The organism is uncultured Ruegeria sp. (assembly GCF_947489545.1).
Lineage (GTDB): Bacteria > Pseudomonadota > Alphaproteobacteria > Rhodobacterales > Rhodobacteraceae > Ruegeria.
In genome coordinates, this window is the sequence record NZ_CANLDZ010000017.1 from 37,206 (window position 1) to 53,287 (window position 16,082).

Sequence of the window (16,082 nt, forward strand, 5' to 3'; positions counted from 1 at the left end):
GATGGGAATGGCTGGTCATTTTCAGCTACCAATGGAACCAAGCTTCCGGACGATGTAGTTGTTGGAGCAAAAGGAGCGAAGTTGAATGTCGGAATATCTGAACAGGGCTCCGATTTAGTTTTTAGCGGTGCCACGGTTGACTTTGCTGATACAGTTGGCTTGAAGCCTTTGGATTTTGCACTAACGATCAATCAACATGGGCAGGCTACAAACTTGAATGTGGGGTTGTCTGGGTCGGTTAAGGGCCACAGTGCTTCTGCCGGTGTTTCGATTGCACCTCATAACCCTAGCGACGCTTCTCAAGTACGTTCGATAACTTACGATACAAATGGGAACGTTTATGTTTCTCAGTATCATATTTCGTCGAGAGCTGAACCGTATGCAATTGTAACAACATATGGTCCAACGGGCTCTGAAATCTCCAAAAACAAAGTGCTTATTTCTCCAGATTATGCGGCAAAGATCTCATCTGGCCTTATTGCTTTGGAGGAAAGTTCTTTCAATTTCAATGCGGATTATAGTGCAGTCCAGCGACAAGAAACCTTGGCAAACGACGTAAAGCAATGGGCGGGTTCACTTGGCTTCGCTCCCGGATTGATTGAGCAAATGCCCAACGACCCAATTGGGATACTCGGCTTCGTTGGAGATTTAACAGATGCACTAAACGAAGGTTCGACCCACCGCGACGACGGCTCGGTAGATTTCTGGAGCAACGGCACCGTGGTCGGTCGCACAAATGCCAAGAGCAACTATAGCGACGATTTTCTCGACAACTACGGCACTGTCGATGCCGACGGTTACGCCAGCGCGAGCATTGGTGGCCATGTCCGGGCTCTGGGCGACTGGCTAGGATTTGATGGGACATTTGGCCTGGATGGTAGGTTTAGTAAGCCAGGTGAGGGCAGACAGAATGATCCAAACAAGTACCTGAGTCATTCACCGGACGGAGAACCCTACGCCGAATCCAATCACATAAATACCGGTGGTACCAATGGAGGTAAAGATCCAGGCGGCAACTCTGGTGGTTCTTCCAGCGGTGGTAGCGGAGGCAATTCGGGCCGGAGTGGGCGTAACTCTGGAACGGGGTTGAGCGGCGAAGACCGTCCGATCATCCTCGACCTGGACGGGAACGGTGTTCAGATCACCGAATTGTCGAACTCGACGGTGTTTGTGGACAGCTCGGGTGATGGTTTGCAGAACCTGACGGCCTGGGCTGCGGCCGGCAATGGTGTGTTGTTCTATGACGCGGACGGGGATGGAACGATCTCCGAGACGCGAGAATATGTGTTCACCGAGTGGGATCCAACAGCCACCAGCGACATTGAAGCCTTGCGGTCTGTTTTTGACGCCAATGGGGACGGGGTGTTCGACGCCAATGACGAGGCCTGGAGTGATTTCAAGGTTCTGGTGACACAACCCGACGGCTCTTTGGTGGCGATGACCCTGGATGAACTGGGAATCACCTCGATTGATCTGACGGCGGATGCGACCAATATCGAACTGCCCGATGGCTCGGTTATCACCGGCACGACAACGTTCACTAAATCCGACGGATCGACCGGAACAGTCGCAGATACAATGCTTGTGTCGGATACGGCCAGTTACAGGATTGAAGAGAGCGAGAGCTTTGATACCAGCGGCACACGCACCCATGTGCAAACGGGCTATGCGGCGGATGGAACGATTGCCTTTGTGATCACCTCAGTGACCACAGCAAACGGGGCTTCGATCACCAACAGCTATGACAATAATGGCGATGGGGTCGTGGACCGCATGCAATTCATCGAGACGGTGACCAACCCGGATGGCAGTAAAAGCGAGACAGTCACCAACAAGGTGGGTTCCGATTTTACGACCGGCATTCTGGTCAGCGAGACAAAGACCACCACCAGCGCTGATGGCAACACGGTCACGATCGAGCGGGATTCAACGGGTGGTGGCTGGTTTGACCAGGTTGAAATGCGCACGACCCATGCCGATGACAGCATGACCATCGTGACCACGGATCGCGATCCGAATGGCGGGGTGATCCGCAGTTCGACCGAGACGGTGTCGGCCGACGGGCTGACACGTACGGATGCGATTGACGAGGATGGCGACGGGTTGGTGGACCTGACCATCACCCATAGCATCGTGATCAACGCAGATGGCAGCCGGTCAGAGACGATCGAGCACTTCAACCAGGATGGCTCACTGCGGAGTTCGGTCACAGAATCTGTATCCGTAGATGGCCGGACTAAGAGTATTGCGCGCGATCTGGATGGTGATGGAGATGTGGACGTTCAGGAAGAGCTGGACATTTTGGTCAATGCGGATGGGTCAACCAATTCAACCCTGACAGTGAAGAATGGCGACGGCAGTGTTCGCAGCACGACCACGCAAAACCAGTCCGAAGATGCGCTGACCAAGACCACGACGGTGGATCAGGATGGTGACGGGGATGCGGATCTGACCACGGTTGAGGCCACGGTGATCCACGCGGATGGCAGCCGCGAGACGGAAACAACGCTAACCAACACAGATGCGTCGGTGCGCGCCAAAACAAAGGTCACACTGGGCAGCGATCAGGTCAGTTCTGAGACCTGGGTCGACCACAATCAGGACGGCATCTTCCAGGCCACAGATCTGAGCCGGAGTGTCACGGTTGATAGTACAAGTGGTGAGCGGACCACCACCAGCTGGACCCGCAACGCGGATGGCTCGTTCAGCGCGCAATCCGTCTCGGTCTCCAGCGAAGATGGGCTTGTGGTGACCATTGATGTTGATGCGGATGGCGACGGCGATACAGATCTTTCAACCTCGGATGTGACGGTTGAGAATACAGATGGTAGCTCTACACGGACCCTCACGGAACGGGCGCAGGATGGTGCGCTCAAAGGCGAGCAGGTGGTGACCACCAGTGCCGATGGTCTGATGGTGAGCACTGTCTCTGACATCGATGGCGATGGTAACGCAGATGGCAAGTCGGTCTTGACGCAGGTCTCGAATGGGGATGGCAGCACGCTGCAGACCACAACCCGTCATGCGGGTGATGAGACCACATTGCTCGGAGAGACAACTGTCTCTCAAAGCGCGGATCGTCGCCTGACGATTACCACCAGCGATGCCAATGGGGATGGGGCGACGGATACAACCCTGCGCTCAGAGAAGCACGCCGATGGCAGCATGACCGAGCTGGAGACCCGGTTCAGCGCGGATGGCACCACGCTCTTCACACGGCAGACCGATGTGAGCGAAGATGATCTGACCGTTACGGTTGCCACCGATCTGGACGGCGATGGGGATACGGACGTCACGTCCGTTCAGGCCACGGTTCTGAATGCGGATGGGGGTCACACAACCACGAGCACGATACGCAATGACGATGATAGCCTGCGCAGCCAGATGGTCACCACGATCAGCGATGACGGGTTGGTGACCACCACAAGTGAGGACACGGATGGCGACGGTGTCTCCGAGCGCAGCGTGACCGCGACAACTGTGCTGAACGCGGATGGGTTGAGAACAACAACTGAGGATGTGCAGGCCAGCGATGACAGCCTGCTGTCCCGCTCGGAAACGCTGGTCAGCGATGACGGGCTGACGGTTGAGACCCGCGCAGACAATGACGGAGACCTCTCAGCGGATATTGTCACCACACGCGTGACCACCCTGAACGATGATGGCAGCACCACTGTCACGGCGGAGGTCAGGGATGTCACCGGGGCCAGCGATGAGTTGAGATCGCAGGGAGTGACCACCACCAGCGATGACGGCCGGGATGTCTTTGAGACGACAGATATCAACGGTGACGGCCAGGTAGATATGCGTGTTCATCGTGTTGTTGGGGATGATGGCCAGATCACGGTGACCGAGACGCGGTTGAGCAGTGATGGCTCGACGCAAAGTCAGATGGTGACCGAGACCAGTGACACCGGGCTTGAGAGCACAACTCGTTACGATGCTAATGGGGATGGATTATTTGAGCGGAGCGAGAGCGGCGATACCGTGCTCAACGCGGACGGCAGTACGACGCGGACTGTTGAGGAAAGCACTCAGGTCGGAACTGTCTATAAAAAGTCCGTGACAGGGACCTCGCGGGACGGCTGGATAAGCGTCACCCGCGAGGACTGGGACAATGATGGTGATGATGACCTGACGACCTCGCGGGTTTATGATCTGGCTGCCAATGGCGTTGAGACAACAATAGTTACCCGAACGGCTGCGAATGGCACCACACTCAGTACCGACACCACGGTGGTCAGCGCGGACAAACATACGAGCACCAGATCGATTGATGCCGATGGCAATGGCGTCAACGATCAGATCGTAACGTCCAGCGTTGCTGGCGACGGATCGAGGAGCAGCCAAACCCAATCATTCGACAGTGTCGGCAACCTGATCGCAACCCGTGCATCCTCCGTCAGCAGCGATGGACTAACTACTACAACCCGCATGGATTGGGATGGCGACGGGACGGATGAGTTGGTTACCACAGCAACAACGACGCTGGCCGCGGATGGCAGTCAGAGCACAACAACCAACTATGCCGATGGTAGTGACGTTCTAATGACCGGCATCGTGGCCACTTCCAGTGATGACGGCCTGCAAACCAGCTGGAGCGTGGATTTTGATGGGGACGGGATCACTGAGTTTGTCACCACCGGCGCCACGACTTTCGAAGCCGATGGCGATGTTGTCACGGCTATGTCCACAACCAATGGAGCAGGCGCCGCTCTAGGAAGGGTTACCACAACTACGTCCGGGAATGGGCTCAGTACGACTGCTGCCCTGGATTTGAATGGCGACGGCACGACCGATCTGACCAGCAGCCTGGTAACCGACGGCAATCGCGCGAGCACGCAGAACCATGAATGGTTTGGCTCAAATGGTGCGCGTGTACACAATGTGCAGACAGTCACCAGCGCGGATGGTCGCACCAAATCCACCAGTACAGACCTGAATGGTGACGGTGCCACGGATCGCGTCGTGACAACCCAAATTCAATCCGACCACTCAGTCACAACATCGCTTCTGGATTTGAATGACCTGGGATATGCCGGATCGGCGGTCTACGGCCATATGTCCGCGAATGGGCATGTAGACTCTTATAGTTTTGATGTGAATGGCGACGGGGTGATCGATTTTGTCCGTTCTGTCAACGTCTCTTATGATGCGGACGGAAACCGGATTACTGAACGATACGAATCTCATGGCGGCCGCACCAGCTATGGTGAACAGCGCGAACTTTCCAAGGACGGGCTTACAGAAACCTACACGCAGGACTGGAACCTGGACGGGCATAGCGATCTGACGCAAGTCTCGCAGATCGTGTTCAACACTGATGGCAGCGAGTCGAGCAGTTCGGTTGCCTGGCATGCAAATGGGGAAAGAAAGTCCGGTGAATTCAATTATATCACCGCTGATGGGCGTGCCGAATACACTCGTAAGGACTATGATGGCGACGGCGTTGGCGACCGAACCGTTACGTTTATCCGTAACGCGGATGGCAGTACTAAAAAACTTGCTACCAGCTATGACGCCAACGGCTCACAGCGGGCATTCGAAGAATCCACAACGAGTATGGATGGCCTCATAACAACCACGGAGATTGGGACTGCGATCCAGACAACGATACGCTCTGCTGCGGATGCGGATTCCTATGTTTTTACACATTCCGAGGGTACTTTTGTGTCCGCTGCCGTAACACAATCCGGCTATGCGAGTTCCTGGTGGGCAAGCCGCGAAAGTTATCTGGAGGATGTCAATGGTGACGGCTTTCAGGACTTGATTGTCATCGGAGGTGACGATGCTGTGTCGTATATTGACACAACGCTGGGGCAAGCCGACGGATCTTTTGGAGCAACAATTCGTACGGATGCCGGTTATGCAGGCAGTTGGTGGAGCGCTAAGGACAAACATGTCGGCGATGTGAACGGAGATGGGTTGGCCGATCTCGTGATGTTTGCTGGCGAAGACAGTATCCAGGAGGTTCACACATTCCTCGGTCAGGCAACCGGGGGGTTTGCTGGCGTTTCCATCACCCATGCGGGTTTTGGCGGCAGTTGGTGGTCATCGCGCGAAAAGCATCTGGGGGATGTGAACGGCGATGGTTATTCCGATCTGGTGATGTTCACGGGCGACGACACTCTGTCCCAAGTGAGTGTGTGGCTGGGTCAGAGTGATGGACGGTTTGGCGCGGCTCAAAACATCGATGCCGGTTATGGAGGCAATTGGTGGTCATCGCGGGAGAAGTTCCTGGGCGATGTGAACGGCGATGGGCTGGCCGACCTCGTCATGCTCACCGGCGCGGATCATGTCTCGCAAATCCATGTGTGGATGGGAGCGGCAGAGGGCGGCTTTGGTGGCGTTGCTCTGACAGAGAGTGCTTATGCAGGAAACTGGTGGTCTACCAAATCCAAGCACCTGGGAGACGTGAACGGGGATGGGCTTGCGGATCTGATCTTCATCACTGGCGATGACAATCAGCCGGAAACCCAGGTGCTGATCGGACAGTCTGATGGGACGTTTGGTTCCGTCGCGGTCACGGCGTCAGATTATGGCGGATCCTTTTGGGCAAGTCGTACGCAGTTTCTGGGCGATGTGAATGGAGATGGGTTGGCTGACCTGACGATGCTGAATGGTGTAGATGGTACTCCTCTGATCAGTACCTATCTCGCAGATAAAATCACAGTCTCGCATCTGGTTGATGCCGCTGGGATCGAGACCTGGACGATGACGCAAACATCGAACGCACCGACACCTTTGGTTTATTCTGCACGCCTTGATGCACAATCAAAGGCGCGCGTCCTGGAAGAAGCCGCCCGTCTATACGACACATTGCTGGATCGCGCTCTTGAAACCGATGAGCAGGAGCGATTGGTCAAGTTCATCACCAATTCCGAGCTTGACCTTGAAGCGCTGGCAAATGAAATCATGCAGAGTTTGGAGTTCGCCAAGCGGTATCCTGACCAGACAAACTTTGAGTTCCTGAACCAACTCTATATGAACACATTTGGTCGTGGGGCGACGATGAGAGAGCTCATCGAGGATTTGAGCGCGCTGACAAATGAGACAAAAACCCGTGCCGTAATAGCCACCGAGAGATCGGAATCTGCCGAGCATATTGTCGTGGGCAACACCGGTCAATCAACTATCAATTACGATCTGGAACTGAATGCTGCGCAGGTTGAGCGCCCACTGGATCTTGTGTATCTCAGATCACTTGTCGAGAAGATGTTCGACGTGGCCTATGATCGGATTGCCTCTTCCGCCCTGATCGAGCAGATGGCATTGCAGCTCAGAAACGGCGAGATGACCAAGGAGGAGCTTGCTGCTTCACTGATATCGGCGGACAGCAAGACGGGATCTACTTTAGCCGGACTGTCCAGCAATGCGGACTTTACTGCCCGTGCATTCTTGAATGGCCTGGGTCGCAGTCCAACAGAAGCAGAGGCCCATATCTGGACATACGCTTTGGACAACGGCTGGATAACCAGGGCAGAATTGGTTGTCGCGCTTGCTACGAGCACGGACCATGAAGTGAGCGGGATCGTACATGGCACAGCACTGTATGCGCCTGTTGTGATGACAGGTTCTTCGGACGATGATGTCATGCAGGGCGGCCATGCAAATGATGTTTTGGATGGGGATGACGGAACCGACTATTTGTTTGGTCTGGATGGCACAGATACCTTGCGCGGCGGCATCGGCAATGATGTCCTTGACGGTGGTGCAGGTGGTGATGAACTGGATGGCGGGACCGGTTGGGATACAGCGTCTTATGGTGCTTCTCAGGCAGGTATCACCATTGATCTCAGTAATGGCTCTGCCAGCGGCGGTGATGCCGCCGGCGATACGCTCGTCAGCATCGAAAGCGTGCGAGGTTCCAAATACGATGATGTCATTCTGGGCAGCGACATCAGCAACGGACTCTACGCTGGTGCTGGCAATGACTACGTCGAAGGGCGTCAGGGTGACGACTTTATCTTTCTTGGATCAGGCGATGATAAGGCGCTTGGTCAGGAGGGAGATGACACGATACGCGGCGACGAAGGCAATGACACGCTCCATGGTGGAGCTGGCAATGATACACTTTTTGGCGGCTACGGGACCGACATTATCGGTGGAGATGCGGGTGATGATGAACTAACGGGGGGCTTTGAAGCTGACGACTTTTTCTTCAACGCCCAGATCGCCTCAGGTGACGATGTCATTATGGATTTTGAAGATGGCATCGATCGTCTCGTGTTCAAACACGCTAACTTTAGCGACCTGTCGATCTCAACCTATGGGGTGGGCACCAGGATCACTTGGGCCAATGGCTCGGTGACCCTGAAAGACGTACTGCAATCCGATATCACTGAGGATGACTTCGCGTTTATTTGATCGTCTCGTTTACGGCGGTAAAACCCGGTCATATTAGGAGAGTACCGTCTCGTTAGGCCGTGTTGACAAATGCAAAGTCTGGCAGGCGCAGATCCCCATAGCTGGTGTCTACTTAAGTATAGGGTTAGAGTATTTCCCAACACTGCACCCTGGTTCTAGTGTCAGGTGAACATTACTTGATTCGCCGCCTCTCACTACAATTAACTGAGTACAGCTTTTTGTTACCACTGAAACTCATTTTTAAGCAGGCGTATTGCCTTGTGACTCTCCTAGGGTCAGGACTCATAGCCAATAGATGACGGTAGCCGCCAGTGCGATGGCTGAGAGGAAGACCTTTGGGCACCTGTCGTATCGGGTTGCCACTCGCCGCCAATCTTTCAGCCTTCCAAACATGATCTCGATCCGATTGCGACGTTTGTAGCGACGCTTGTCGTACTTCACCGCTTTCTTCCGCTGCTTCCGGCTTGGGATGCACGCGCGTATCCCTTTGTCTTTCAACGCTTCCCGGAACCAATCAGCGTCATATCCGCGATCCCCAAGCAGCCATTCGACATCTGGCAGGCTGCTCAACAATGCCCGTGCGCCGATGTAATCACTGACCTGCCCAGCCGTCACAAACAGGTTGAGTGGGCGTCCCTTGCTGTCGCAGATAGCGTGCAGCTTTGTGTTCATGCCGCCCTTGGTCCGACCGATCAGGCGTCCACGCCCCCTTTTTTGACGCCCAAACTGGTCGCTGTGCGGTGCGCCTTCAGGTAGGTCGCATCTATCATCGCGGTCTTATCTTCGCCGTGCTCAGCGGCCAATCCGGCCATCATCCGGGCGAAGATGCCCTTGTCGCTCCAACGTTTCCAGCGGTTGTAGAGCGTCTTGTGCGGGCCGTATTCCTTCGGCGCATCGCGCCAGCGCAAACCATTGCGATTAATGAAGACTATCCCGCTCAACACACGCCGGTCATCGACGCGAGGTTTGCCGTGAGACTTTGGGAAGAAGGGCTCAAGACGCGCCATCTGGGCGTCGGTCAGCCAAAACAGATCAGACATGTTCACCGCTCGTTTTTCGTACCGTGAATCACGCAACCCCGCGGAAATCAATGGGTCCTGACCCTAGTTGCCTTCGACGCTCCCGCAGTTTTGAAACCTGCTCAATTAGATCGGCATTTTGCGATTTTGTTTTTCCCGCTTCACTTGCAAAACTCTCAACGTCTACGAAAGATCCTTTGCCTTGCTTGGGGGTAAGTCTCTCGACACATTCCGCGAAAAAACGTCCCTCAGGTTCTTCTTTGTTTGTGTAGACCACGCTAAAGCCGAAACCTTCATAGAAACTGTGTCGCCTTTTACGTTTTTCTTCAGAAGGTGTATCGCTTCCAGACAATCTACCCTCTCGAATGGATGTCTTGGGGTGGTTCACCAAGAGCCATTTGATTGCCTGACCCATCAAGACCGTTCCCAAGCCCATCCCTTGGGGCAGCATTGCGATATTGCCAATCGGCCCAAACCGAGCCTCATTATTCTGCAGGTCGACCGTTACGCAAATCACGTTTGTTGTTATTGACATCGTACCATATTCGGATTCCCAAAAACGCCGATGAAAGTGACCGAGGTTTTGAACTTCTATCCGAAAATGCTCGTGCCTGTTCGTTAAGATTTTCTTCCGGCGAATGAAAAACAAATAGACGAGGTCTTCAGACGGTCGCAGTTCAAGAAACTCTTCACGAAATACTTCAGCGGCTTTCTCAAGTTCCAGTTCAGTGTATAGACCTATCCGCGCCATCAACCAGCACTCCAGTTTCGCGAGTTATTGCAGGAAAAATACGCTTGCTCGACACTCCCAAGGCGCGATGGCGGAGTCAGTTGGCCACAAAGCGTTTCAGTGCTGGTCAACGCTCGGAGTGGCCCTTAATTGTAACCCGCCAAGACCACCCATTTCTGTATTCAAGAGCTGAAGGCCGTTCATACTCTTGCCTATCCTGCAAAACTGCATGGGCAAGATGAAAATTAGCTGCCTGTTAAGCTTCTACCACCGCTGCGGCAATCAATGACAACAAGCCATTCATTGGCCGCTTCCGAATAACGGCTTCCCTCTTTGAGTTCAGTGCCATCGGCGCAATCAAATTTACGAACAGCAGCAGATGCAGCCAAACCGGCACCTTCGAAATCATTTGCCAAAGATCGGTTGTCAGTCGCACCAACGATAACAAAATAATTGGGAGCGAACAGTTCAATATAGCCTTGGGTACTGTATGTTTGACCGTTCGCAGCTTGGATGGAACTGTTGGTCAGTTCAGCATGCGGTTGGCTGTTGGATTTTTGTTCATAGGGTGATGTCGAAATACAAGCTGATAAAGCAAAAATTGGTAGAAAAAGCAAAATCTTACCCATTAGATAATCTCCCTCAAAAGTTGATCTGGCTCAGGTCTTTGATGAAGCGCTCTCCAGCCAACATGGCATAGAACCTGATCGAGGCATTTGTACACCCCCCTGGGCAAGGGGGGATGAGTGAGTGGCAGGTGGGTAGAAAGAAACATTCATCCAACGCGCCGGTGTTCAAATCATAGGACTAGGTTGCTGTATTGGAAAATATTCCAATTCTATTTTTAAATAGACGCCAGCTATCGAGAGGTCCGGCCCCGTTAGACGTTCATTTTGTCAACAAGGTCTAGATTTTCCTTGGTTTCTGAGACGGTTCTTTTTGTGCCGATGCCTCCCGGGTTTCGTACCCAGAGTCATCAAAGAGATCGGGGGTTAGGCACAGAAATATTATGATGACGTCGACATCGTGGAAAACCCGGCGACGGATTTGTTGGGGTAATTCAGCTGCGATGTCCCGTGCGGGATATCCAGTCGGCCCCACCGTAAGTTATGGCGATTACCAGAACCTCGCGCGCGTCCTCATCAATCGTGAAGGCGATCACTGCGCGACGAGTTGCAGGAATGGCGCGAAGTCCCGGCAAAATGTGATCGCGCTTTGTGCCTCAATGGGGCAGCGTGTGCAGACTCCGGGCGACTTCAGCCAATTTGCGACGCGCGGTTTGCGGGCCGGCATAGTCCTGGATCAGCTCTGATATGACCAACAGATCATCTGCTACCGACGGGTGGTAGCGCAGCGTGTATGTCATGCCTTACGGTCCAGCCGACGCAGCGCCGGGCCGAAGGTGGCATCATGTTCGACATATGCATCACGCGGGGACTCGGAGCGGCGGCGGATTTCGTCGGCCATGGCGTCCAATGCAACCTTGCGTGCCTCATCGTCCTTGATCATCCGTTCGACGGCGGCGGCAACAGCAGCCGACGCATAGACCCCCTCGCCGACCTTTTCCTTGAGGAAGCGGTGGTGGCGGTCGGTAAAGCTGAGCGTGGTTTTAATAGTCATACTTGGTCATACCTGACGGTCAAGTCAACCCCATCGGGGTCGATTCCAGCTCAGTGCAGAAAAGCACTCTAAGGGATTTTAATGATTAAAATCAATGACTAGAGATAATCGATACTCGTAACTTTGCCAAGATATTCGTAAAAACTATCTATATTTTCAATGGCTTATTTTCTTAACGTACAATTTAGCACTAGGTGTTTGATCCCAAGGTTTGATGGTCCGCTCCGTTCTGTCACTCCGGTTGCGAAAATTCTGCAAGATACTTCGAAACGGGGACGTCGTGGCGGCATAGCCAGTCCCGCAGCACCACCCAGTGGTCTTGTGGTGTCGCATCCGCTCACCGCTCATGCAGTTCTGACATGTTAACGTGCAACCCACGATACCACTGGATTTTGAGCTTCAGGTCGTGGCCTTTGGACCAGCGACGAAAAGCCATCTGCCAGTTGTCCGTCCGGGCGGCTTCAAGTGCGATATGCAGGTCATGAGGGATGGTCTCGGGCCAGTTGGTCATATCGGATGTTCCGGTCCTGCTCTTGTTTTGAGCGCTGCATATAACTCTGGGAAAAAGCAATGCAAGACCGGCATTCCCATGTCGGAAGAAACCCGCTGTTGCCCCCGTGGCAGGCGTCGGTCAAGTAAAGAAAGAGAGAGCTTTCGGTCGGGTGTTCCAAACTTAACCAGGAAAGAAAGACCCAATGGGCTGGTTTGAAATCAATGCTCGCATGGAGAAAATGGCGCGCGAACGGAAAGAGCAACTGAAGGCTGAACGAACAACGATGCTGGGCGTTCTACGCGAGGCTGGTGTAACGCGGATTGAGGCTTAGCTCGTGCAGCAAGTCGTGAGCGGCGTAAACCGGACATTAGTAGTACCAGTGACCTAAGGCAGATGAGCGGACAGAGCGTTAATTCGCCGCTCCCGAGCCAATGGCCGCTTTCGTGTGCATGAACGTCAAAACGGTTGTACTTGTCCCTGTCAGAAACGTATGGGTTTTGGCTCGGTGCGCTCTCACCAAACTGCCCGCATAAGTGCAGCTAATGGCTCCCCTGGCCGCTTGAGTAGTTCAAGAACACTCTCAAACGGAGAAGCTAAGATGCAAATTTACCTGGTCACGGAAATACTGAACCCGAATGAACCGGATTTGATTGGCCCTAACGAGACAGAGGATTACGTTGTCAAATCCGATGGCATTGAGGTTGCTCGGTTCAAAGCCCCCGGTAAATGGGCGCATTTCACAGTGAGCTTCGTCACTCGTACTCCAACGTTCTGAGTAAGAGAGGCTGATGCGTTGTGCTGGATTGTTTCCAGAAAAGTATGTTTGTTGCCGCTCTTTGCCGAGAGGGAAGTCCACTCAATTGAGTTTCTTGCTCCTTTTGACAGTTTGCCAAGGCAACACAGCAATAGATCTGTGGACGCGAGGTTGTTAGCTGAATTAACCTGGACTTCCAAGTTGTTTCAATTCGGGTCTTGGGAGCTTTTTCAACAATCCGAGCGCGAGGGCTCGACACTCTTCACCTCGCCAAGCATCGGGAAATAGATAGGCGGGAAGAGCGGGGGCTCGCAGCGCAATGCGGCGCCAGTTGTGCACAACCAAAACGCGCAATACAATGCTGGCATGTGGGTTTAGTGGACCGATTTCGCTGAGAGTCGATTGAAGTTCCTTGAGCCTATCTGCGGTACTGCTGGTCTGAGCCACGAACTCCGACTTGCAGAGTCTCTCAAACATCCAGGCGGGGAGAGCGTCAGAGTGCAAAATCTGCTTGGTGAACGCCTCAGGATTATCAGGCTTAGTTGTGCAAAGTGTGACGGTCGGAGAAATCGAATATCCATCTGCTATTTCAGCAAAGGACGTTTTAGGCCGATGGATAACAATCCAGGACTCTTCTGGGCTATCGGGAACATCGTAAATTCTAGGGATTGCCGCCAGGGTCTCTTTGCGACCCATCTCTGTCAGCGAATAAAGGCTGCTGCGTCCTTGTCGGTCGCTGTGCAGCCATCCTTCTTTACGCAGCCGATGTAATGCGACTCGGATGGCTTCCGGCCGAATGCCAATGTCAGTAAGGACATGATTGACATGTTGACTGTTGATCGCTGCTTCAGTGCCTTGCGCAAAATCGCCAAAGAGCGAAACGACAAGCGACCAGACGCGTGGCGGCCGATCGCTAGAAAAAATTTGTATAAGTGCTGAGAGATCCGCATCGGTCATGCATTTTTCATAGCGGCCGATGCGGAGAGTGCCAAGGTTAATTGGAATAGGCATTCATCGTCAAAAGTTCGTATTCGGCGACCAGATCGTCAGCTTGATCAGTCACGGTTACGTGCCAACGAACCTCTCCATAGTCATCAGTGCGCGGCGTCTTCTTTTTAACACTCAGCCGGACCTTGATGCTGTCGCCTGGCTCGACCGGTTTCATAAAGCGCAGGTTATCCAATCCGGTATTGGCCAACACGGGGCCTTCGTTTGGCTCAACAAAGAGACCAGCGGCAAAACTCAGCAGCAGGTATCCATGTGCCACGCGGCCTGGGAAGAAGGGATTCCGTTCGGCGGCCTCATGATCCATGTGGGCATAGAACGTGTCGCCCGTGAAGTTCGCGAAGGTCTCGACGTCATCCAACGAGATCTCACGCGGATCTGTATAGATGGTTTCGCCGATCTCAAGCTCATGGAAAGTGCGGGTGAAAGGATGTGCCGGGGCCGTCTTTTCAGTGCCGCCCGGCACCCATTTGTCACCGATCGCCGCGATAATGTCGGGGCTTCCCTGGACTGCGGTGCGCTGCATGTAATGCATTACGCCTCGGACGCCGCCCAATTCTTCGCCGCCGCCCGCACGGCCTGGTCCGCCGTGCACCATATGGGGCAAGGGAGAGCCATGCCCGGTCGCTCCTTTCATGCTGTCGCGGTTGTTGAAATACAGACGCCCGTGAAATGCGCCCGCGCCAACTGCGACATCTCGCGCAACTTGAGGATCATGTGTTATGACTGACGCCACAAGAGAGCCTTCGCTGCGGTTTACGGTCTGGATCGCATGCTCGAGATCGCGGTACCCCATGACCGTGGAGACGGGTCCAAAAGCTTCCGTATCGTGAATGCGTGTAGCGCTGTCCGGATCTGCACAGTGGAACAACATCGGTGGTAAGAACGCACCCGCATCGCCGTCGGCGCCGTTCACGTCAAAATTGTCGGGATCGCCAAAGACGCGTTCGGCCTCAGTGCCAATGATGGCAGCTTTTCCCAAAACGTCGCGCTTTTGTGCATTTGATACGAGCGCACCCATATGTGTGCCGTCGACCTGAGGGTCGCCAATGACGGTCTTGGCCAATCGTGCCTTGAGTGCATCAATTACGGCAGGGACTTGCTCTTGCGGCGCGAGGATACGGCGAATGGCGGTGCATTTCTGACCCGCTTTTGTTGTCATCTCTCGCGACACTTCTTTGATGAAGAGCTCAAATTCCGGCGTATCGGGGGCGGCGTCAGGGCCTAGGATTGATGCGTTCAGGCTGTCCTGTTCTGCGACAAAGCGAATGGAATTTTTCAGGATGTGCGGCGCGGATCGCAGTTTGAAGGCCGTGTCGGCAGATCCTGTGAAGCTGACAACATCCTGACAAGTCAATTGATCAAGTGTATCGCCCAGCCCGCCCGAGACGAGCTGCAGCGCTCCGTCCGGTAGATGGCCACTATCAACCATCAATTTCACGGCCAATTCGGTCACATAGCAGGTCGCCGTTGCCGGTTTTACGATAGCAGGAACCCCAGCAAGCAGGGTCGGGGCGAGCTTTTCGAGCATACCCCAGACTGGGAAATTGAACGCGTTGATGTGAACTGCGACACCTTGCAGCGGTGTGCAGATATGTTGCCCCAGGAAATTGCCCGCTTTGGAAAGCTGCTCAATCTGACCATCAAGATAAACTTGCGCATCGGGCAATTCTCGGCGGCCTTTGGAAGCGAAAACAAACATTGTGCCAATCCCGCCGTCGACATCGATCATATGATCGGACTGCGTCGCACCGGTCGAGAAGCTGAGGTCGTAGAGTGCCTGCTTGTGTTCATTGAGGTGGAGCGCCAGAGCTTTGATCATCCGGGCGCGATCATGAAACGTCAAAGCACGAAGCGCTGGACCGCCGGTGTTGCGTGCATGGTCCAAGAGAGCACTTGTATCGAGCGCCGAATTGCCGGCGCGGCCCATGAGCTGACCGGTTATTGCACTCTCAATATCGCGTGCGCCGTCGCCGGGGGGAATCCAGCGGCCGCCGACAAAACTGTTCACATCTAGAAGACCCATGGTTCTATCCTTTCGGGAATCAATGTTTGTCTTATATATTGACCAACCGGTCGGTCTATGCAACCTTG

General features: G+C 54.0%; 11 protein-coding genes. 3 read left to right on the forward strand and 8 right to left on the reverse strand.

Going from position 1 to position 16,082, the window contains the following annotated elements:
- The first annotated feature begins 606 nt into the window (after window positions 1-606).
- Entirely contained in the window at window positions 607-8,367 is a 7,761-nt protein-coding gene (locus Q1B13_RS19670; protein WP_299083231.1) for an FG-GAP-like repeat-containing protein, read from the forward strand.
- 282 nt (window positions 8,368-8,649) lie between these two features.
- On the opposite strand, the gene Q1B13_RS19675 is transcribed toward Q1B13_RS19670, so the two are convergent.
- The 6 genes from Q1B13_RS19675 to Q1B13_RS19700 all read right to left on the reverse strand — a co-directional run bounded on the left by Q1B13_RS19675 (window position 8,650) and on the right by Q1B13_RS19700 (window position 12,247).
- Window positions 8,650-9,407, reverse strand: a protein-coding gene (locus Q1B13_RS19675) for an IS5 family transposase (protein ID WP_299083234.1) whose coding sequence is annotated in 2 segments (ribosomal slippage) — window positions 8,650-9,071 and window positions 9,071-9,407 — 759 coding nt in all. Because the reading frame shifts where the segments join, the coding sequence is not laid out codon by codon here.
- A gap of 28 nt (window positions 9,408-9,435) precedes the next feature.
- A complete protein-coding gene (locus Q1B13_RS19680) occupies window positions 9,436-10,137 on the reverse strand; it encodes a hypothetical protein (protein ID WP_299083236.1) in 702 nt (233 codons plus the stop codon).
- Between the two features lie 224 nt (window positions 10,138-10,361).
- Window positions 10,362-10,745 carry a hypothetical protein gene (locus Q1B13_RS19685; protein ID WP_299083239.1) on the reverse strand — a complete coding sequence of 128 codons (384 nt, stop codon included), beginning with the start codon at window positions 10,743-10,745 and terminating at the stop codon, window positions 10,362-10,364.
- Between the two features lie 593 nt (window positions 10,746-11,338).
- Window positions 11,339-11,482 (reverse strand): hypothetical protein, encoded by a 144-nt coding sequence (locus Q1B13_RS19690; protein WP_299083243.1) that lies wholly within the window; start codon window positions 11,480-11,482, stop codon window positions 11,339-11,341.
- Entirely contained in the window at window positions 11,479-11,736 is a 258-nt protein-coding gene (locus Q1B13_RS19695; protein WP_299083245.1) for a hypothetical protein, read from the reverse strand. The genes Q1B13_RS19690 and Q1B13_RS19695 overlap by 4 nt, the downstream gene beginning before the upstream one ends.
- A gap of 337 nt (window positions 11,737-12,073) precedes the next feature.
- Window positions 12,074-12,247, reverse strand: a complete 174-nt coding sequence (locus Q1B13_RS19700; RefSeq protein ID WP_299083247.1) for a hypothetical protein — start codon at window positions 12,245-12,247, stop codon at window positions 12,074-12,076.
- A 184-nt stretch (window positions 12,248-12,431) separates the two neighbouring features.
- On the opposite strand from Q1B13_RS19700, the gene Q1B13_RS19705 reads away from it, so the two are divergent.
- The gene (locus Q1B13_RS19705) at window positions 12,432-12,560 is read left to right on the forward strand and encodes a hypothetical protein (protein ID WP_299083248.1); all 129 of its coding nucleotides are present in this window, start codon (window positions 12,432-12,434) and stop codon (window positions 12,558-12,560) included.
- Window positions 12,561-12,827: 267 nt separating this feature from the next.
- Window positions 12,828-13,004 (forward strand): hypothetical protein, encoded by a 177-nt coding sequence (locus Q1B13_RS19710; protein WP_299083250.1) that lies wholly within the window; start codon window positions 12,828-12,830, stop codon window positions 13,002-13,004.
- 162 nt (window positions 13,005-13,166) lie between these two features.
- Here Q1B13_RS19710 and Q1B13_RS19715 read toward each other — a convergent pair whose 3' ends face one another.
- Both Q1B13_RS19715 and paaZ read right to left on the reverse strand, forming a co-directional pair.
- Complete coding sequence (locus Q1B13_RS19715; RefSeq protein ID WP_299083252.1) at window positions 13,167-13,940, reverse strand: PaaX family transcriptional regulator C-terminal domain-containing protein; 774 nt, start codon at window positions 13,938-13,940, stop codon at window positions 13,167-13,169.
- A gap of 37 nt (window positions 13,941-13,977) precedes the next feature.
- Entirely contained in the window at window positions 13,978-16,014 is a 2,037-nt protein-coding gene (gene paaZ, locus Q1B13_RS19720; RefSeq protein ID WP_299083254.1) for a phenylacetic acid degradation bifunctional protein PaaZ, read from the reverse strand.
- Window positions 16,015-16,082 lie beyond the last annotated feature (68 nt).